The organism is Xanthomonas nasturtii (assembly GCF_023337365.3).
GTDB lineage: Bacteria > Pseudomonadota > Gammaproteobacteria > Xanthomonadales > Xanthomonadaceae > Xanthomonas > Xanthomonas nasturtii.
On the sequence record NZ_CP142084.2, the window covers coordinates 1,764,397 to 1,783,790 of the forward strand.

The 19,394-nt window shown below is 63.8% G+C and carries 19 protein-coding genes and 1 other RNA gene; 10 read left to right on the forward strand and 10 right to left on the reverse strand.

From position 1 onward, the window contains the following. Nucleotides 1-45 precede the first annotated feature (45 nt). From M3O59_RS07710 to M3O59_RS07740, 7 genes are all read right to left on the reverse strand, one after another. Nucleotides 46-122, reverse strand: a non-coding RNA gene (locus M3O59_RS07710) — sX9 sRNA. Nucleotides 123-183: 61 nt separating this feature from the next. Continuing rightward, nucleotides 184-714, reverse strand: a complete 531-nt coding sequence (locus M3O59_RS07715; protein WP_116905313.1) for a DUF2884 family protein — start codon at nt 712-714, stop codon at nt 184-186. Nucleotides 715-746: 32 nt separating this feature from the next. Then, nucleotides 747-1,571, reverse strand: coding sequence for a DUF4097 family beta strand repeat-containing protein (locus tag M3O59_RS07720; protein ID WP_116905312.1), 825 nt, complete (start codon nt 1,569-1,571; stop codon nt 747-749). 10 nt (nt 1,572-1,581) lie between these two features. Then, complete coding sequence (locus M3O59_RS07725; RefSeq protein WP_116905311.1) at nt 1,582-2,568, reverse strand: ABC transporter permease; 987 nt, start codon at nt 2,566-2,568, stop codon at nt 1,582-1,584. Continuing rightward, complete coding sequence (locus tag M3O59_RS07730; protein WP_116905310.1) at nt 2,565-3,440, reverse strand: ABC transporter ATP-binding protein; 876 nt, start codon at nt 3,438-3,440, stop codon at nt 2,565-2,567. The genes M3O59_RS07725 and M3O59_RS07730 overlap by 4 nt, the downstream gene beginning before the upstream one ends. Then, nucleotides 3,437-3,799, reverse strand: coding sequence for a GntR family transcriptional regulator (locus M3O59_RS07735; protein WP_003483692.1), 363 nt, complete (start codon nt 3,797-3,799; stop codon nt 3,437-3,439). Before M3O59_RS07735 ends, M3O59_RS07730 begins: the two co-directional genes overlap by 4 nt. Nucleotides 3,800-3,801: 2 nt before the next feature. After that, nucleotides 3,802-4,050: a hypothetical protein gene (locus tag M3O59_RS07740; RefSeq protein WP_082925878.1), complete on the reverse strand. Its 249-nt coding sequence runs from the start codon at nt 4,048-4,050 to the stop codon at nt 3,802-3,804. Between the two features lie 136 nt (nt 4,051-4,186). Here M3O59_RS07740 and M3O59_RS07745 point away from each other — a divergent pair, with 136 nt between their 5' ends. The 10 genes from M3O59_RS07745 to M3O59_RS07790 all read left to right on the forward strand — a co-directional run bounded on the left by M3O59_RS07745 (nt 4,187) and on the right by M3O59_RS07790 (nt 14,191). Further along, complete coding sequence (locus M3O59_RS07745; RefSeq protein WP_116905309.1) at nt 4,187-4,744, forward strand: glutathione peroxidase; 558 nt, start codon at nt 4,187-4,189, stop codon at nt 4,742-4,744. A gap of 90 nt (nt 4,745-4,834) precedes the next feature. Further along, entirely contained in the window at nt 4,835-5,806 is a 972-nt protein-coding gene (locus M3O59_RS07750) for an FKBP-type peptidyl-prolyl cis-trans isomerase (RefSeq protein WP_064634769.1), read from the forward strand. A 24-nt stretch (nt 5,807-5,830) separates the two neighbouring features. After that, entirely contained in the window at nt 5,831-7,177 is a 1,347-nt protein-coding gene (locus M3O59_RS07755; protein WP_116905308.1) for a UDP-glucose dehydrogenase family protein, read from the forward strand. Then, on the forward strand, nt 7,170-7,406 hold the full coding sequence (locus M3O59_RS07760; protein ID WP_024939344.1) for a SlyX family protein: 237 nt from the start codon (nt 7,170-7,172) through the stop codon (nt 7,404-7,406). Before M3O59_RS07755 ends, M3O59_RS07760 begins: the two co-directional genes overlap by 8 nt. An 18-nt stretch (nt 7,407-7,424) precedes the next feature. Continuing rightward, nucleotides 7,425-8,162 carry a DUF2058 domain-containing protein gene (locus tag M3O59_RS07765; protein WP_330462466.1) on the forward strand — a complete coding sequence of 246 codons (738 nt, stop codon included), beginning with the start codon at nt 7,425-7,427 and terminating at the stop codon, nt 8,160-8,162. A gap of 357 nt (nt 8,163-8,519) precedes the next feature. Next, nucleotides 8,520-9,368, forward strand: a complete 849-nt coding sequence (locus tag M3O59_RS07770) for a transporter (protein WP_116905307.1) — start codon at nt 8,520-8,522, stop codon at nt 9,366-9,368. Nucleotides 9,369-9,506: 138 nt separating this feature from the next. Further along, a complete protein-coding gene (locus M3O59_RS07775; RefSeq protein WP_147308453.1) occupies nt 9,507-10,682 on the forward strand; it encodes a LacI family DNA-binding transcriptional regulator in 1,176 nt (391 codons plus the stop codon). A gap of 13 nt (nt 10,683-10,695) precedes the next feature. After that, nucleotides 10,696-12,006, forward strand: a complete 1,311-nt coding sequence (gene fucP, locus M3O59_RS07780) for an L-fucose:H+ symporter permease (protein ID WP_116905306.1) — start codon at nt 10,696-10,698, stop codon at nt 12,004-12,006. Beyond that, nucleotides 12,003-12,989, forward strand: coding sequence for a carbohydrate kinase family protein (locus tag M3O59_RS07785; protein ID WP_181920478.1), 987 nt, complete (start codon nt 12,003-12,005; stop codon nt 12,987-12,989). The genes fucP and M3O59_RS07785 overlap by 4 nt, the downstream gene beginning before the upstream one ends. Further along, nucleotides 12,986-14,191, forward strand: a complete 1,206-nt coding sequence (locus M3O59_RS07790; RefSeq protein ID WP_116905304.1) for an AGE family epimerase/isomerase — start codon at nt 12,986-12,988, stop codon at nt 14,189-14,191. The genes M3O59_RS07785 and M3O59_RS07790 overlap by 4 nt, the downstream gene beginning before the upstream one ends. A gap of 130 nt (nt 14,192-14,321) precedes the next feature. Here the strand turns inward: M3O59_RS07790 and metH are convergent, their stop codons facing one another. From metH to M3O59_RS07805, 3 genes are all read right to left on the reverse strand, one after another. Further along, the gene (gene metH, locus M3O59_RS07795; RefSeq protein ID WP_116905303.1) at nt 14,322-17,096 is read right to left on the reverse strand and encodes a methionine synthase; all 2,775 of its coding nucleotides are present in this window, start codon (nt 17,094-17,096) and stop codon (nt 14,322-14,324) included. A gap of 148 nt (nt 17,097-17,244) precedes the next feature. Next, nucleotides 17,245-18,375 carry a homocysteine S-methyltransferase family protein gene (locus M3O59_RS07800; RefSeq protein ID WP_116905302.1) on the reverse strand — a complete coding sequence of 377 codons (1,131 nt, stop codon included), beginning with the start codon at nt 18,373-18,375 and terminating at the stop codon, nt 17,245-17,247. Continuing rightward, nucleotides 18,372-19,367, reverse strand: a complete 996-nt coding sequence (locus tag M3O59_RS07805; protein WP_116905301.1) for an ArsR/SmtB family transcription factor — start codon at nt 19,365-19,367, stop codon at nt 18,372-18,374. The genes M3O59_RS07800 and M3O59_RS07805 overlap by 4 nt, the downstream gene beginning before the upstream one ends. Between the last annotated feature and the right edge of the window lie 27 nt (nt 19,368-19,394).

The following is a 19,394-nucleotide window of genomic DNA, read 5'->3' on the forward strand; positions in this document are numbered from 1 at the left end:
CGCAGGTCAACCCATGCGCAGCCGCCTAACCGCCGCGTTTAGGGCGGCGAACAAACCTGGCGAGCGCTCGTCAGATGGGTGCGGGCGGCGCGCTCAGAACCGCGGCGTACAACGTGGTACACGCCGATTCCGAACACCGCCGCGCCCGCCTGGCGGTGAGCACAGGTGTGTTGCCAGCCGCTGTCAGTTGCGGCAATCGTCGACATCGTGTTGCGTCAGGCTCGAATACGGCGCAAACGCAGGCACCAATTGCGCAGCGGCATCTTGCGCGGTGCGCAGCTTGCCAAGCTGATCGCAGATCTGCATGGCCTTGTTCTTGAAGGTTTCCGCTTTGGCTTCGACCTTGTCGCCGATTTGATCCGGGTTGCCGCTGAGCACGCCCTTGAGCGCTGCGCCTGCCGCATGGGCGCCGAAAGCCGCGCCCTGGGTGCCGATGTCGACCCCTTTCTTGGCCACGCCCTGGACCTGCGCGTAATAGACGCGCATGGCTTCACGTTGTGCCTGGTTCAAGTCCACCGGCTTGCCGTCAATGCTGAGCGCCCCATCCACGCCGATGCTGGCGGCGGGCAGGCCCTGGCGTTTGAGCGTCAGGCTCTTTCCGTTGAACGTCACGCCGGCATCGTTGGCCTGGCCGGAAACATGGACGGTGGGTTCGGACTTGCCGCAGCCCACCAGCAACACGCTCATCACTACTGCCGAAACAAGCAATTTCATCTGCAATTCCCCCCACATCCTGAAAGAAGTCGTCATTTGTCTGCCGGCACCCGGGTGCTGCCGGTGACCTCGCTCACATCGATATCGCCGCTGCCCTTGCGCGCCACGCTCACATCGCCACGCACCTTGCGCACATCCAGCGCCCCGGAGTTGAGCGTCTCGACGCTGACATTGCCCTGCACATCCTCGATGCCGACGTCGCCCGAGCCGATCGCGCCGATCTTGACGTTGCCTGTGACGCCGCGCAGCTTGACCTCGCCCGAGCCGACCTTCGCCACTTCTGCCGCGCCGTGCACCTCACGCGCCTTGAGGTCGCCTGAGCCCACCGCCAGCACACGTAGCGCACCGATATCTTCCAGCTCGATGTCGCCGGAGCCCACCTTGGCGGTGACACGTCCCTTGCTGCGGCGGACGGTCATCTCGCCCGAACCGACATCGGCGCTGACGGATGCGGCGCCGGTGATCTGCGCATCACCGGAATCCACATCGAGCTGCACCAGCAGGGTGTTCGGCACGCTGCCGCGCAGGTCCAGGTACGAATAGTTTTCGCCGATGGACATGCGGATCAGGCGGTCTTCGGCCAGGGTTACCACCAGCTTGTCGCCAACGCGCTTCTGGGTCACGGTCAGGCCCTTGAGCAGTTCCGCCCTGGCGGCACAGGCGCGCCCGCTCAGTTTCCCGCCGCTGCTGGGCAACGCGTCCAGATGCAGGTCGTTGGAGCCGACCTCGAACAGCACCGACTTCACGCCGGCCAGTTGCAGCTCCAGGCTGCGCGGCTCGGAGTACTTGCATTGCTCTTCGGCAGCCGCGGCACCGGGCAATGCGAACAGAAGGGCCAGGGTCAGGGGCAGGCGCATGAGAGGTCCTTCAGGCTTCGGAGCGCCGGCGGCGCAGATAGATGGAGGCGGCGATCAGCGCGATGCCGATGGCTGCGCCGATCCAGATATCCGGGCTGCCGTAGACCCGCGAACTGTCGGTGTGCTGCAGCGCCCACTGCACCAGATCGCTGGGGTTCTGCAGGGTGCTGCTGTCCAGATTGCCGCTGACGGCCAACGGCGACCAGGTGCCGGGCAGGGCGCTGAGCAGGCCGCGGTAGCCGACGATGTACCAGACCCAGCCGATCGGCAGCGACACGCCGGGCATCGCCGCCAGGATGCTCAGCATCACGCAGGCCAGCAGTGGAAACAGCACCGCCCACAGGAACGGCTTGCTGCTGGCCCAGGCCGAGCAGAACATCAGCCAGCCCACGGTCGGCAACGCCCACAGCAGACTCATCGGCACGGTCTTCAGCAGCAGCCACAGCAGCGAGAACGGATGCGAGTGGGTCGCCAGCGCCCAGGGGCTGGGCACGCCGGCAATCAAGGCGCCAACGATGGCGATCAACCACAACGCCAGACCGACCACGGCACCGATGGCGATGGAGATCAGCGGCGCCAGCAGCAACGCCCAGGCGGCTTTGGACAGCACCGTCTGTACGTCGGACACCGGCAGCGATTTCCAGAACAGCACGCTGCGGTCGCGGCGGTCGTCGTACAGGCTGCCCAGCGAATAGAAGAACACCACGAACGCCAGCACCACCGAGGCGATACCGATGCCGCCCAGCAGCAGGCCGTCGCCGACCTGGCCCAGTGTGCGCGTGTATTCGGCCAGATCGTCCATGGTGATGCTGTCGCCGACCCTGCTGCGGCGCGCGCTGATCGCGCCGATCACCGCGCCCAGCAACGCGAAGAACACCGCGATGCCGCCGGTGATGAACTGTGCCCACACGAAGCCGCCACGGTGCTCCCAGTACTCGCGTTTGAGCAGCCAGGCGAAAGTGCGTGCGGGTGATGCTTGGTTGGTCACTGCATTCATGCGTAGGTCCCCTTCATGACCGCAACAAACAGGTCGGCTAGGCCGGGATTGCGGGTTTCGCCGAAACGGGCGAGCTGCTCTTTCGGCACGCCATCGAACAGCATCACGGTCTTGCCGAACGGCAGGCTGCGCTCGTCGATCGGCTGCAAGGCGCGCGCTGCGTCCAGATGGTCGGCACCCACCAATACTTCGGTATAGCGCTCGGACACGCTCTCCATGTCGGCGGTGAGCACGATGCGGCCGTCGCGGATGAACATCACATCGGTGAGGATGTGTTCGATCTCTTCGACCTGATGGGTGGTGACGATGATGGTCTTCTGCTCGTCGAAGTAATCCTCCAGCAGGCGCTGGTAGAACTGCTTGCGGTAGAGGATGTCCAGCCCCAGGGTCGGTTCGTCCAGCACCAGGATGCGCGCATCGATGGCCATCACCAGCGCCAGATGCAGCTGCACGATCATGCCCTTGGACAATTCGCGCACCCGCGATTTGCGGTTGAGCTGGGTATTGGCCAGAAAGCGCTCGCACTTGGCGCGATCGAAGCGCGGATGCACACCGGCAACGAAATCGATCGCCTCGCCAACCCGCAGCCAGCGCGGCAGCACCGCTACGTCGGCGATGAAGCAGACCTCGTTCATCAGCGCATTGCGCTGGGTACGCGGATCCATTCCTAGCACGCTCAATTCGCCATCGAAATCGGTCAGCCCCAATGCCGCCTTGAGCGCGGTGGTCTTGCCGGCGCCGTTGGGGCCGATCAGGCCGACAATACGGCCGGCGGCGATGGTGAAGCTGGTGTTGTCCAGCGCGAGCCGATGCTTGTAGGCCTTGCGCAGGCCACGTGCGTCGACCACATGGTCAAAGGAGACGGCGGTCATGGTGTTTTTCCCTGTGGCAACAGATCGTCGATGGACAGTCCCAGGCGCTGGATCCTTTCCAGCACTGCAGGCCATTCTTCATTCAAGAAACGCTCGCGTTCGCTGCCGCGCAGTTTCTGTGCGGCTTCCGGAGTCATGAACATGCCCAGGCCGCGGCGTTTCTCCACCAGGTTCTCGTCGGCCAGTTCCTGATAGGCGCGCGAGACCGTGATGGGGTTGAGTTGGTAGTCGGCCGCCACCTGGCGTACCGAGGGCAGGGCGTCGCCAGGCTTGAGGATTCCATCGAGCATCATGGCAATCACCCGTTCCTTGAGTTGGCGGTAGATGGGAGCGCCGTCGCTCCATTGAATGTCGTTCATGATCAGCTCCGTGGGCGCAGAGCCTGCGCGAAGGAGAAATAGGGCATCGACAGCGAAGCGCGCAGGTGCCGGCCAGGCCGGGGACGCGCTTCGGGGGGAGTTGTCGCGTTTTCCGTAACCGCCCCCGACACGCCATAATCGGCGCCGGACTCCGTCACCTGACTGGAAGCGGCTCCCAGGCAACCAATGGCAAACAGGGTGCTGCCGAACAGCAACAGCGGAACTGGTCGCGTAAAGCGTGTGCTGTTCATGCTTTCCCCCTGCGTTGGATGACTGGTGTTGTATTCAACTATAACACCGACACGCAGGCAGTCAACTGTCTGTCATCCCCAACTGATGGCACCCCTCACCGGGTGCGCCGCCTCAATCTATCCAAGGGCATTGCTCATGTTGCTCAATCGTCTGCTAGCTGTTGTATTCACTGGCTTTTTTGTGACATCGGCGATGGCCGCCGGCGCTTCGGTGCTGGATCTTGACTACCGGCCGCTGGCCGGCAAGGCGCCAATCAACCTGAACCGTACCTATGGCGGCAAGGTGGTCATGGTGGTCAACACCGCCAGCAAGTGCGGCTTCACCCCGCAGTACGAAGGGCTGGAAGCGCTGAACCGGCGCTTCGGCAGCCGCGGCTTCACCGTGCTGGGCTTCCCGTCGAACGATTTCCAGGGACAGGAACCCGGATCTGAGAAACAGATCCAGGAATTCTGCACGCTGACCTATGGCGTCAAGTTCCCGATGTTTGAGAAGGTGCATGTGCTGGGTGCGCAGGCAACGCCGCTGTATCAGCGCTTGACGCAAGCCACCGGCGTGGCGCCGGGCTGGAACTTCCACAAGTATCTGATTGGTCGGGATGGACGTGTGGTTGCGCAGTTCCCCAGCAAGATCAAACCGGACGATCCGCGCGTGCTGGCGGCAATCGAACGCGAGCTCAAGGCGCCGTCGCGCTGAGCGCGGCTCTCGCATCGCCGCGCGCACATGCGACAATACGCATTCAGCGCCGTCGGTGGCGTGTCTTTTCACTTTCGGGAACTGCATCGAATGAAGATGGGAAAGCGCGGCGCGGCGGCGTCGCTACTGATGGTGGCAATGTCGGCATCGATGCCGGCGATGTCGCAGCAACCGGCCGCAGCGGCCACCAAGGAGAAGCCAGTTTTGAATGCATCGTCTGAGAAGAGCACGCGCGACAACGTCAGCTACGCCATCGGTATGGACGTGGCACGTTCGTTCGAGCCGATCGCCCAGGACATCGATGTGAGCGCAATGCAACGCGCCATCGAAAATGCATTCAAGGGTGGCAAGCCGCTGTTGTCGGACGAGCAGACCCAGGCCACCGATACCGCACTGCGTACCGCGCTCGCTGCCCGTAACGGCCAGCAGGTGCCGGGCATGGCGCCGGGCTCGGCGCCTGCCGCGCCGTCCAAGGAAAATGTCGGCCTGATGCTCGGCGATCGCGCGGTGGGCCCGTCGCTGGCCGGCATCAAGGACGAGATCGATCTGGCGATCCTGATGGAAGCGGTGCGTACCGTGTTCGCCAAGGGCACCACGCGTCTGACCCAGCAGGAAGCCGCCGCCACCATGCAGGCGTTCGCTTCTGCCAAGCAGGGCGCTGCCGGTGCCAAGAATCGCGAAGAAGGCAACGCCTTCCTTGCCAAGAACAAAACCGAGAAAGGCGTGATCACCACCGCGTCCGGGCTGCAGTACATGGTGCTGCGCCAGGGCAGCGGCGAGCGCCCGATGCGGACCAACAAGGTGCGCGTGAATTACGAAGGCAAGCTGCTCAACGGGCAGGTCTTCGACAGTTCCTACCAGCGCGGCCAGCCGGCCGAGTTTGGTCTGGACCAAGTCATTCCCGGTTGGACCGAGGGCGTCGCGTTGATGCCGGTCGGTTCGAAATATCGTTTCTGGATTCCATCCAACCTGGCCTATGGCCCGAACGGCACGCAGGGGGGGCCGATCGGACCAGACGCAACGTTGACGTTCGATGTCGAACTGATGGGTATCCTTCCCTGATCCCCCACAGGAGTACCCCCACCCATGCGAGTTGCGATCTTTGGTACCGGTTATGTTGGTCTTGTCACCGGTACCTGTCTGGCCGAAGTCGGTCATCACGTTATCTGTGTGGATATCGACCAGGCGAAAGTTGATGGTCTCAATCGTGGGGTGATTCCCATCTATGAACCCGGCCTGGAGCCGATGGTGAAAGCCAACCACGCCTCTGGCCGGTTGCGCTTCACCAGCGACGCCGCCGAGGCGATTGCGCATGGCGAAATCACCTTTATCGCCGTGGGTACGCCGCCGGACGAAGACGGCAGTGCCGACCTGCAGTACGTGCTCGCGGTTGCGCGTACCGTGGGCCGCCACATCGAGGGTCCGTCGGTGATCGTGAACAAATCCACCGTGCCGGTCGGTACTGCCGACAAGGTGCGCGTGGCAATCCAGGAAGAGCTGGATGCGCGCGGCGTGGAGCACGAGTTCGACGTCGTCTCCAACCCGGAATTCCTGAAGGAAGGCGACGCCGTTGCCGACTGCATGCGTCCGGATCGCATCGTGATCGGTGCCAGGAAGCCGGCGGCGATCGCACGCATGCGTCGCCTGTACGCACCGTTCAACCGCAACCGCGACCGCATCGTGGAAATGGACGTGCGTTCGGCCGAGCTGACCAAGTACGCGGCCAACGCGATGCTGGCGACCAAGATCAGTTTCATGAACGAGATCGCCAATATTGCCGAACGTGTCGGGGCGGACGTCGAGCACGTGCGTAACGGCATCGGTTCGGATCCGCGCATTGGCTGGCACTTCATCTATCCCGGTGCCGGTTACGGCGGCTCGTGCTTCCCGAAGGATGTGCAGGCACTGGCCAAGACGGCCGAGCAATACGGCATGGAGCCGACCCTGCTGAACGCGGTGGAAAGCGTCAACAACGCGCAGAAGGGGCATCTGTTCGAACTGGTGCAGCGCCATTACAGAGGCGAAGGCGGCAGCATCGCCGGCAAGACGTTTGCAGTGTGGGGCCTGGCGTTCAAGCCCAATACCGACGACATGCGTGCCGCGTCCAGCCGTCGTCTGATGGCGCAGTTGTGGGAAGCCGGTGCCACTGTGCGTGCCTACGACCCGGAAGCCACCCATGAAGCCAAGCGCATCTTCGGCGAGCGCGACGACCTGACCTTCTGCGACGATGCCTTTGCCGCACTGGAAGGTGCCGACGCATTGGTCGTGGTCACCGAGTGGAAGCAGTTCCGTAGCCCGGATTTCGGAAAGATCAAGCAGGCCCTGAAGGACGACGTCGTGTTCGACGGCCGCAACCTTTACGACCCGCAGGAAATCGAAGCCGCAGGTCTGGCGTATTACGCCATCGGACGAGGCCGTTCGTTGCATGCATGAGCAACTCTCGCCGCGCGACCAGGAACTGGACGCGCGGTTAGTTGAACTGGAAACGCGCCTGTCCTTTCAGGAACAGGCGCTCAACGAATTGAGTGAAGCGCTTGCGGACGCCCGGTTGACCGGCGCCCGCAACGCCGAACTGATCCGCCACCTGCTCGAGGATCTGGGCAAGGTGCGCTCCACGTTGTTTGCCGATGCAGCGGACGAACCGCCGCCTCCGCACTATTGATTGCAGATTGCCACCGCCATGAGCGATACCTTACGTGACCAGTTGCTTGGGTTGGGCTTCAAGTCCGCCCCCAAGCCCGAACGCAAACCCGACGCACGGCCTGCCGCGCGTTCGCATGGCAACGGTGGCAAGCCAGCGCCCGGCGGCAACAGGCCGGGCCAGGGCAGGGGACCGCAGCGGCCGCAAGCCGCCGCTGCGGCGACCGACGGCAACGGCGAGCGCAAACCCAATGGCAGGCCCGAACGTCGTCATGACGGCAAGCCCGGCGCGTCGCCGCGTCCGCAGCATCTCAATGCCGACCGCCGCGGCCCCAAGCCGGCACGTACGCGCGAAGATATCGATCTGGCCAAGGCCTATGCCATCCGCGCCCAGCGCGAGAAGGACGAGCGTATCGAAGCCGAGCGCGTGAAGCAGGAACAAGCACGCCTGCGTCGCGAAGCCAAGGCCAAGCTCGAAGAGCTGCTCAAGGACAAGGGCCTGAATCACGCCGATGCGGAGATTGCCCGGCATTTCCCGTATGGCGGCAAGATCAAGCGGATCTACGTCACCGCCGACCAGCTCAAGGCACTCAATGCCGGCGAGCTGGGCGTGCTGCAACTCAACGGGCGCTATCTGCTGGTGACCGCCGAGGTGCTGGCCGAGGCCGAAGCGGTGTTCGCACCATCGGTCGCGCTGAAGGTGGACCCCAACGCACCGGCCGGCGACGACCCGTACGCGGACCCCAAGTATCAAGTGCCCGACGACCTGGTCTGGTAACACCGCAACGCATGCGGTGTGGTGATGCATGGGCACCTGCGGGTGCCCATTTTCTTTGTGTTTTCTTGGACCCAAAGAAGGCAGCGATAACGTTCTGGTCGGACCTGCTGCCCCCGGCAGCGTCAACCGAATGGCGGCCATCGATTGTCGGACCCAGCACACGTGCTGTTTCTTGATCACCGCTTCCCATGCAATGGCATTGAGCTAACCGCGACCGGCTGAGCCGAAGACAAGGCCAAGGCGCCGCTATACAAGCCGGTCACGGCGGGCGCGGCACCATGCGCGCCGTCGCCGGTCGATGCAGGTGGATTTATCGTGCCGTGGCGTCGCCCCCCGCTTGCCCGCTCTCTCCTGCCAATGGTGCTGCGTATGTCCCTGTCGTCGAACTCCCTGAAATCCCGCGCCGTGGCGGCCGTTGAATCTTGTGCGCTTGGTCGCGTGCGTGTGCGGGCGCCTCGCCGAACGGTGTCGGGCGCGGTGATGATGCTGGCGCTGTGCGCGGCCAGTGGGCAGGCCGCCGCGCAGGCGGACGATGCGCCGGCCTTCGACCGTCCTGGCATTCCGTTCGCTGCGGAAACGCTGCAGCCGGGTGCGTTCGCCTGGGAGCAGGGCTTGCCGGATGCGAGCACCGATCGCAGCGAGGGGCAGCGCACCACTCAATACACCGCTGATACGCTGCTGCGGCTGGGATTGTTTCAGAACGTCGAGTTGCAGCTCGGCAGCGACAGCTACAACTGGCAGCATGGCGGTGGTACGCGGGTGCATGGTGGAGGCGACAGCCATGTCGGGTTGAAGGTGGCCTTGCCATCACGTTCGGACGGTTTTCAGTGGGCGGCACTGGGTATCTATAGCGTGCCGACCGGCAGCCCGACGTTCAGTGATGGCTATTCACGCGAACTGGGAGTGACTGCGTCCTGGGATATGCCGCAGCAACGCGCCATCGCGCTGTATGTCAATTACGCGCGCGACGACGATGGGCACACCTGGACCTTCGCGCCCAATTACACGTTTTTTTCCGGCGAACATTTCAGCAGCTACGTCGAAGCGGGTTTCGATACCGGCAGCGAGCATTCGCGCGTCGCCGGTGCGGGTGGCGCCTGGCAACTGCCGCACGCGATGCAGCTGGACGTGTCGGTGCTGCGTGGCCTGACGTCGGAAAGCCCGGATTGGCAGGGCGGCATCGGGTTGTCGATCGCGTTTCAGTAAGTGCGCCAAGCCGCTGAACGATCGTCGCTTGCCAGACCGCGTTACGCGCTGAGGCGCATTCGGGTGCGTGAGCGCCTATGTTGCACTGCCGCATGCATTGGGGGCCCGGAAAAGGCCTAATTGGATCGATCCAATTTGATGCCAATGCATGCGCATTTCTTCCAACGCAAGGCGTGCCGCGTGACGCCTGCCAAGCCGACATCCACGACGACGGAGGACGCCGACGCACTACGCGTGCGCCGCACGGCGGTGACCTTGCGCGATATCGCAGGCGCCATCGGCGTGTCGCGGGCGACGGTGTCGCTGGTGCTGCGCGGCAGCCCGTTGGTGCACGCGAGCACGCGAGCGCGCGTCGAAGCCGAGCTGGATCGGCAGAATTATGTCTACAACCGTGCTGCGGCCAACCTGCGCCGGCGCACCTCGTCCAGCATCGCGCTGGTCATCAACGATCTGTCCAACCCGTTCTTTGCGGAGTTTGCCGCCGGTGTCGATGAGGCCTTGGGCGCGGCCGGTTATGTGACGCTGCTCGGCAGCACCGGCGAATCGACGCAACGCCAGCAGGCAGTGCTCGCTTCGCTGATGGAGCACACGCCAGCGGGCATCATTTTATCGCCGGCCGAAGGTAGCCAGGCGCAGGCGCTGACCCAGGTGCTCGGCCGCCAACGCAACGTGGTGTTGTTCAACCGTGAGGTGGAGGGCACGCACTGGGATCTGCTGGCGCTGGACAACGCGCAGGGCGCATTGCTGGCCTGCACGCATCTGATCGCACAAGGGCATCGGCGCATCGTGTTTTTCGGCGGGCATGCCGAGTCCAGTTCCTGCCGTCAGCGCCGCGCCGGCTACGCGCGTGCGATGGAGGCGGCAGGCCTGGAAACGCATTACGTCGAGTCCGCACCTAACCGCCAGGACGCTGCGCTGTGCGGCGCGCGCATGCTGGGCAGCGCTGCGCAGGCTGCAACCGCTGCGGTCTGCTACAACGACAGCGTCGCGCTCGGCCTGATGGCGGCATTGGCGATGCAGGGCATCGTGCCGGGCCGCGATTTTGCGGTGACCGGTTTCGACGACATCGCCGAAGCGGCATTGTTCACGCCTGCATTGACCACCCTGGCTGCCGACCCGCGCGCGCGTGGCAGACAGGCCGCGCAACTGGTGCTGCAACGGATCGGTAGCCCCGACCTCGCTTCCCAGCAGCTGACCGCGGCAGTCGCCTTGAAGATTCGTGCGAGCAGCGCGTGCGCGCCGTCGGCGCAAATTTCAGCATCTCCCCCAAGCAGCACATCCGCCCGTTCCCCCACCAAGGCCTCAGGCCGCTGACCAGGCAATCCCTATGGTTTCCCTTTCCACGCAATCCTCCGTGCCCAGCGGCAACAAGGCGCCCGTCAACAACGGCGTCGCGTTGTCGGTGGTCACCACGATCTTCTTCATGTGGGGCTTTCTCACCTGCCTCAACGACATCCTGATTCCGCATTTGAAAGCGGTGTTCGAGCTCAACTTCGCGCAGGCGATGCTGGTGCAGTTCACCTTCTTCGGTGCGTATTTCCTGATGTCGCTGCCGGCCGGTTGGCTGGTGAACCGGTTGGGCTACAAGCAGGGCATCGTGGCCGGGTTGGCGGTGGCAGCGGTCGGCGCACTGGGCTTCTGGCCTGCGGCGGAACTGCGCGTGTACGGCGCATTTCTCGGCGCATTGTTCGTGCTGGCCACCGGCATCACCATCTTGCAGGTAGCGGCGAATCCGTACGTCGCCTTGCTGGGTCCCGAGCGCAGTGCATCCAGCCGTTTGACCCTGGCGCAGGCGCTCAACTCGCTGGGCACCGCGATCGCGCCGCTGTTGGGTGGCTGGTTGATCCTGTCCAACACGGTGATGAGCGGCGACCAGCTCAAGGCCTTGCCGGAAGCCGAGCAACTGGCTTATCGCGTGCAGGAAGCGCAGGCGGTGCAGGGGCCTTATATCGGCCTGGGCATCGTATTGTTCCTGCTGGCGATCTTCGTGTTTCTGTTCCGTCTGCCGGCGCTGACAGATGCAAGCGCACAGAAGGAACAGAGCACGCATTCGCTGCTGGATGCGCTGCGTCACCCGCATGTGCGCTTCGGTGTGCTGGCGATCTTTTTCTATGTCGGTGCGGAAGTGGCGATCGGCAGCCTGATGGTCAATTACTTCTCGTTGCCGCAGATCGGCGGCTTCACCGAGCGTGAGGCGACCACGTATGTGTCGGCATATTGGACGTTGGCGATGATCGGGCGTTTCATCGGCTCGGCGCTGCTGGCCAAATTGTCGCCGCGCGTGTTGTTGTCGGTGTTCGCTGCGATCAATGCGCTGCTGCTCGGCCTGACCATGGCCAGCGGCGGCATGCTGGCGGTGTATGCGCTGGTGGCGATCGGCCTGTTCAATTCGATCATGTTCCCGACCATCTTCACCCTGGGCATCGAGCGGCTTGGTGCGCTGACCGGGCGTGCGTCCAGCCTGTTGATCATGGCCATTGTCGGCGGCGCCATCGTGCCGTATCTGCAGGGCCTGCTCGCCGACAGCATCGGCCTGCATGAGTCGTTCGTGTTGCCGCTGCTGTGCTACCTGTACATCGTGTTCTACGGCATCTGGGGTTCGCGTTTGCGCGGCGCACTGGCGGAGGCACGCGCATGAGTGCGGTCAAGAACCAGGTGATCTGCTTCGGCGAAGCCTTGATCGACATGCTGGCCTTGCCACAGGCCAGCACCGACGATGCGCGCACCTTCGCGCAGTATGCTGGCGGTGCGCCGGCCAACGTGGCTGTCGCTGTGGCAAAGCTCGGCGGTGCGGCCCATTTTGTCGGCATGCTCGGGCGCGACATGTTCGGCGACTTCCTGCTGCAGAGCCTGCAGCAGGCCGGCGTGGTGACCGATGGCATCGTGCGTACCGATCAGGCCAAGACTGCGCTGGCGTTCGTTGCATTGGACGAAGCCGGCGAGCGCAGTTTCAGCTTCTACCGCCCGCCCGCAGCGGATCTGCTGTTCCGCCCCGAGCACTTTGCCGCCGATGGCTTCGCGCAGGCGGCGGTGCTGCACGTGTGTTCCAACAGCACGACCGAGCCGGAGATTGCGCAGTGCACGCTCGACGGCATGCGCCGTGCGCGCGCCGGTGGTGCCATCGTCAGCCTCGACCTCAACCTGCGCCCGATGCTGTGGCCGCAGGACGTGAACCCGGCGCCGGTGCTGTGGGAAGCATTGGCCCTGGCCGACGTGGTCAAGCTCTCGCGCGAAGAGCTCGACTATCTGGCCGGAACGCTGGACAGCGATGCCAGCGCAGTGACGCAGAAACTGTGGCAAGGCAACGCGACCTGGCTGCTGGTCACCGATGGTGGCGGCCCCGTGCACTGGCAGACCCGCACCGATTCCGGCCAGGTCCCCGCGTTCACTGTGCAGGTGCGCGACAGCACTGCGGCGGGTGACGCGTTTGTTGGTGGTCTGCTGTATCAGCTGGCTGCGCGCGCGTCCTCGCTGGAGCAGCTATGCGGCGATCCAGCGGCAATGCACGAGGTAATCCGGTTTGCTGCCGCGGTCGGTGCGCTGGCAGTGACGCGCAAGGGCGCGTTCGCGGCGATGCCCGGCATCGATGACGTCCATTCTCTGATCCAGGAACAAGCATGAGCCGTTTGCCTGCAACACCCGCACCCGATTTCCGTTCGGCTGACGTTTTGCGCCAGCACATCGCCGACACCATGGCGTTCTACCATCCACGCGCGATTGACCCGGCGGGCGGGTTTTTCCAGTACTTTCGCGATGACGGCTCCATTTACGACGCCGGGCATCGGCATCTGGTGAGCAGCACGCGTTTCGTTTTCAACTACGCGATGGCCTACCGCGAGTTCGGCGATGCCGCGTATCTAGAGGCGGTCCGGCACGGGCTGGACTATCTGCGCAACGTGCATCGCAATCCGCAAACCGGCGGTTATGCGTGGACACTGCGCGATGGCGTGGTCGAAGACGACATGAATCACTGCTACGGCGTGGCCTTCGTGCTGCTGGCGTATTCGTGCGGCTTGAAGGCCGGCGTCGACGAGGCGCGTGGGTGGATGGACGAAACCTGGCAGCTGCTGGAAAACCACTTCTGGGAAGCGGAGTTCGGCCTGTATCGCGACGAAGCCGATGCGCAGTTCAACTTCACCAGTTACCGCGGTCAGAACGCCAACATGCACATGTGCGAGGCGATGATCGCCGCGTACGAGGCCAGCGGCGAACAGCGCTATCTCGATCGCGCACTGCTGCTGGCCGACAACATGACCCGGCGCCAGGCGGCCAAGGCCGATGGGCTGGTGTGGGAGCATTACGATCTGCAGTGGAATATCGATTGGGATTACAACCGCGACAATCCCAAGCACCTGTTCCGCCCGTGGGGTTTCCAGCCGGGCCATCAGACCGAATGGGCCAAGTTGCTGATGCTGCTGGATCGGTATGCGCCGGCCGACTGGTTGCTGCCGACTGCGCAGCATCTGTTCGATGTGGCAGTGGAACGGTCATGGGATGCGCAGCGCGGTGGGCTGTATTACGGCTTCGATCCCGACGGCAATGTCTGCGACGACGACAAGTATTTCTGGGTGCAGGCCGAGTCGTTGGCCGCTGCCGCGTTGCTGGCCCAGCGCAGTGGCGATGATCGCTACTGGCAGTGGTACGACAAGCTGTGGGCCTATTCGTGGGCGCACATGATCGACCATCAGTACGGCGCGTGGTATCGCATACTGGATGCGGACAACCGCAAGTACAGCGACGAAAAAAGCCCGGCAGGCAAGACCGATTACCACACCATGGGCGCGTGCCACGAAGTCTTGAACGTGCTGCGGCCGGCAGTTTGATACTGGTGTGATCGACGCGCTGCCGCGCAATGCGGTAGCGCTGCCGGGTAGCAGCGCCCTTGGGCGCGATTGGGCCTTACAGATAACGCCCATCGCGCCCAAGGGCGCTCCTACGATACCCGCGGTGGCCTTATTCCGGGTCGTAATCCAGGTTGGATGCCAGCCAACGTTCGGCCAATGCCAGCGTGATGCCCTTGCGCTTGGCATAGTCGGCAACCTGCTCCTTGCCCAGGCGCCCGACCACGAAGTACTGGCTCCTGGGATGGCTGAAGTAGTAGCCGGACACCGCGGCGGTGGGCAGCATCGCGAAACTTTCGGTCAGCGTCATCGTGGTGTTCTGCTCTGCATCGAGCAGGTTGAACAGGGTGCGTTTTTCGCTGTGTTCCGGGCAGGCCGGGTAACCGGGGGCAGGACGAATGCCGCGATAGCGCTCGGCGATCAATGCTTCGTTATCCAGGGTTTCGTCGTCGACATAGCCCCAGAACTCGGTGCGCACACGTTGATGCAAGCGCTCGGCCAATGCTTCGGCCAGGCGGTCGGCCAATGCCTTGAGCAGGATGGAGTTGTAGTCGTCGTGCGCCGCTTCAAAGCGGGCCACATGCGGGTCGATGCCGATGCCTGCCGTGACCGCAAACGCGCCGATCCAGTCCTGTTTGCCGCTGTCCTTGGGCGCGATGAAATCGGCCAGGCAGAAATCCGGGCGGTCGATAGGTTTGTCGACTTGCTGGCGCAGAAAATGGAGCATCCGGGGGCCGGGGACCGGGGACACGGCAGAGGCGGCCGTTTCGTCTGGCCGAGATGGGGTGTCCTGCGTTTCCGGGTCCCCGGTCCCGGGTCCCCGGTCCCGGCCAAGCACCACTTCAACATCATCGCCCACGCTATTGGCCGGCCATAGCCCAAACACGGCCTTTGCCGTCAGCCACTTCTCCTCGACGATCTGCTTGAGCATGCGGCGTGCGTCGCGATAGAGCTCACTGGCCTGAGGACCGACGACCTCGTCGCTGAGGATGGCGGGGAATTTGCCGGCCAGCTCCCAGGCCTGGAAGAACGGGGTCCAGTCGATGAGGTCGATCAGCTCCTGCAGCGGGTAGTCGTCGAACACGTGGACGCCCGGCTGGCGCGGGGCGGGTGGGGTGTAGCTGGCCCAATCGCCATCGAAGCGCTGCGCACGCGCCTTTTCCAGCGACACCAAACGCTTGGCATCGCCGCGGTTGCGATGGCGCGCGCGGATTTCGGCGTAGTCGGCATCGTTGGCGGCCACGAAGGCCTGACGCAGGTCGCGCGAAATCAGCGATTGCGCCACGCCCACCGCGCGCGAAGCATCTTTGACCCACACGGTGGGCGCGGTGTAATGCGGGTCGATCTTCAGCGCCGTGTGCGCGCGCGAGGTGGTGGCACCGCCGATCAATAGCGGGATCTCGAAGCCCTGCCGCTGCATCTCGCGCGCCACGTGCGACATCTCTTCCAGCGAAGGCGTGATCAAGCCGGAGAGACCGATCAGGTCCGCATTCTCTGCGCGTGCACGGTCCAGGATCACCTGCGCCGACACCATCACGCCCAGATCCACTACCTCGAAGTTGTTGCATGCCAGCACCACACCGACGATGTTCTTGCCGATGTCGTGCACATCGCCCTTGACGGTGGCCATGATGATCTTGCCGTTGGACTTGCCGATATCGCCGGTTCGCAGTTTTTCCGCTTCGATATACGGCAGCAGATACGCCACCGCTTTCTTCATCACGCGCGCGGATTTGACCACCTGCGGCAGGAACATCTTGCCGGCGCCGAACAGGTCGCCGACCACGTTCATGCCGTCCATCAACGGACCTTCGATGACGTCCAGCGGGCGCGTGGATTGCTGGCGCGCTTGCTCGGTGTCGGTTTCCACGAATGCGTCGATGCCGTGCACCAGCGCATGCGCCAGACGCGCGCGCACCGGCTTCTCGCGCCAGGCGAGGTCTTCGACTTTCGCTGCACCTTTGCTGCCTTTATAGCGCTCTGCAATTTCCAGCAAGCGCTCGGTACCGTCCTTGCGTCGGTTGAGGATCACGTCTTCCACGCGTTCGCGCAGTTCCGGGTCCAGCTCGTCGTAGATCGGCATGCCGCCGGCGTTGACGATGCCCATGTCCATGCCGGCCTTGATCGCATGGAACAGGAATACCGAATGGATCGCCTGGCGCACGCTCTCGTTGCCGCGGAACGAGAACGACACGTTGGAAACGCCGCCGGAAATATGGCAATGCGGCAGCGTGCGTTTGATCTCGCGCGTGGCTTCGATGAAATCCACCGCGTAGTTGTCGTGTTCTTCGATGCCGGTCGCCACGGCAAAGATGTTCGGGTCGAAGATGATGTCTTCCGCCGGGAAGCCCACCTGTTCGGTCAGCACCTTGTAGGCGCGCGTGCAGATCTCGACCTTGCGCGCGCAGGTATCGGCCTGGCCCACTTCGTCGAAGGCCATCACCACCGCGGCGGCACCGTAGCGCAAGACCTTGCGCGCCTGTTCGATGAACTGCGCTTCGCCTTCCTTGAGCGAGATGGAGTTGACCACGCTCTTGCCTTGCAGGCACTTCAATCCCGCTTCGATCACGCTCCATTTGGACGAATCCACCATCACCGGAATGCGCGCGATGTCTGGCTCGGACATGATCAGATTGAGAAAACGCGTCATCGCTTTTTCCGAATCGATCAGGCCTTCGTCCATGTTGACGTCGAGGATCTGCGCGCCGCTGTCCACTTGCTGACGTGCAACCTCCACCGCCTCTTCGTAGCGTTCTTCCTTGATCAGCTTGCGAAACTGCGCGCTGCCGGTGACGTTGGTGCGCTCGCCGACGTTGACGAACAACAGGTCAGGCGTGATGACCAACGGTTCCAGGCCGGACAGGCGGGTGTAGCGGGGAGTGCTCATGCAAAGCCCAGGCAGAAAGACGGCTGCGCGCGCCGCGGGGAAGAGGACTGCAAACCAAACACGCCCAACCGCTGCGGATCAGCGCTGCTTTTCGCCAGCGCATTCGGCACGTACGGTGCGCAGCGCGGCTGTTGGCGCGGTGTGCTCATCACGCTGCCAGCTCCTGCGCACCGGGCAACTGCCGCGGCGGCAGATCCGCTACCGCTTCGGCAATGGCGCGGATGTGGTCCGGCGAGGTGCCGCAGCATCCGCCGACCAGATTGAGCAGGCCGGATTGCGCGAATTCGCGCAGCGTCTCGGCCATTTCCTCCGGTGTTTCGTCGTATTCGCCGAAGGCATTTGGCAAACCGGCGTTCGGATGCGCGCTGACATAGGCGTCGGCGATCTGCGCCAGCGTTTCCACATGCGGGCGCAGATCCTTGGCGCCCAGCGCGCAATTTAAACCCACCGAAAGCGGCCGCCCGTGCGCGACCGAGGCATAGAACGCCTCTGCCGTCTGTCCGGACAAGGTGCGCCCGGAAGCATCGGTAATGGTGCCGGAGATCATCACCGGCAAGCGTCCGCCACGTGCTTCAAAGACCTCTTCGATCGCATACAACGCGGCCTTGGCATTGAGCGTGTCGAAGATGGTCTCCACCATCAGCGTATCGGCACCGCCGTCGATCAAGCCGTCGATGGCTTCGCGATAGGTTTCGCGCAGCGCATCGAAACTGGTGTTGCGGTAGCCGGGGTCGTTGACGTCCGGGCTGATCGAGGCGGTACGGCTGGTGGGGCCGAGCACGCCGATCACAAAGCGCGGCTTGTGCGGTGTCAATGCCTCGACGGCATCGCAGCACGCACGCGCCACCTGCGCGCCGGCCTTGTTCAATTCGTACACCAGATGTTCCAGGTGATAGTCGGCCTGGCTCACCGAAGTGGCGTTGAAGGTATTGGTTTCCAGCAGATCGGCGCCTGCATCCAGATAGGCGCGGTGGATGCCGGCGATGATCTCGGGGCGGCTCAACAACAACAGATCGTTGTTGCCCTTGAGGTCGTGGCCTTCCGGCGCATGGGCATGGTCGCAACCGGGGCCGTGCGCATGCGCGCTGTCGTAGCCGTCGGCAAAGCGACTGCCCCGATAATCGGACTCTTGCAGATCGTGGCGCTGGATCATGGTACCCATCGCCCCATCGATGATGAGGATGCGTTCGGCCAGCGCGGCGGTGAGTTTGGCCGCGCGCTCGGGGTGCAACCAGGGCAGCGCGTGCGCGATGGGGGAGTGGAGTGCTGCAGGCGTCATGACGCGATGCTCCTTGAGGCAGTGGCGCTGCTTTCAACGATTCCCGATTGCCGATTTCCCATTCCCGGCTTCATCGCAATCAACGAGATCACTTCGAAATGCGGTGGGCGTTTTTCGCGTGTCACCGTCTCCAGGCTGGAGACATCCAGCCCCGCTTTCTCGGCAAACTTGCGCAGTTCCTTGGCGGCAAAGCCGAGATTGACGTGGCCGTAGGCATGCACCGTAGCGCGGTGTTCGTGCTTGGCCAGGCTGCACAGCAGCAGGCGGCCACCGGGGCGCAGCACACGCGCCGATTCGGCCACTGCCTGTGCCGGTTTTGCCGCGTAGGTGAGCGCATGCATCAGCACCACCAGGTCGAAGCTGGCATCGGGAAAGGGCAGTGCATGCATGTCGCCTTCGCGCACTTCCACGTTGCGCAGCTTGCGCAGGCGCTCGCTGGCGGCGGCGACCACGCGGGCACTGGTGTCGATGCAGATGTAGCGGGTGGCGTGCGGTGCCACCAGTTCGGCCAGCACGCCGTCGCCGGAGGCGATGTCCAGCACGTCGCCGGTTTCCAGCAGGGGCAGCGCGGTGCGCGCCAAGGCCTCCCAGGTGCGGCCGGGCGAATAATGCCGCTCCATGTCGCCGGCTACCGAGTCGGCCCAGTTCTGGTCGGCTGCACGGTTGGCCAGCACTGCAGCCACGCGCTCGGCATCCTGGCGCAATAGCGGGTCGTCGCTGCCGGTGCTCAATGCCAGCCATAACGCGCGTTGGGCCGGGTCCAGCGACACTTCATCGAAACGGTAGTACGCAGACACGCCGGCGCGGCGATCGCGCACCAGTCCGGCTTCCTTGAGTTTGGCCAGATGCGTGGACACGCGCGGCTGTGCCAACCGGGTGATGGCCGACAGCTCGGCCACGGTGAGTTCTTCCTGCTCCAGCAAGGTCAGCAGGCGGACTCGGGTGGCGTCGGCGAATACCTTCAGGCGGGCCGACCAGTCTTCCAGATCCATGAATATCTCTATATCGCGATATGGAGA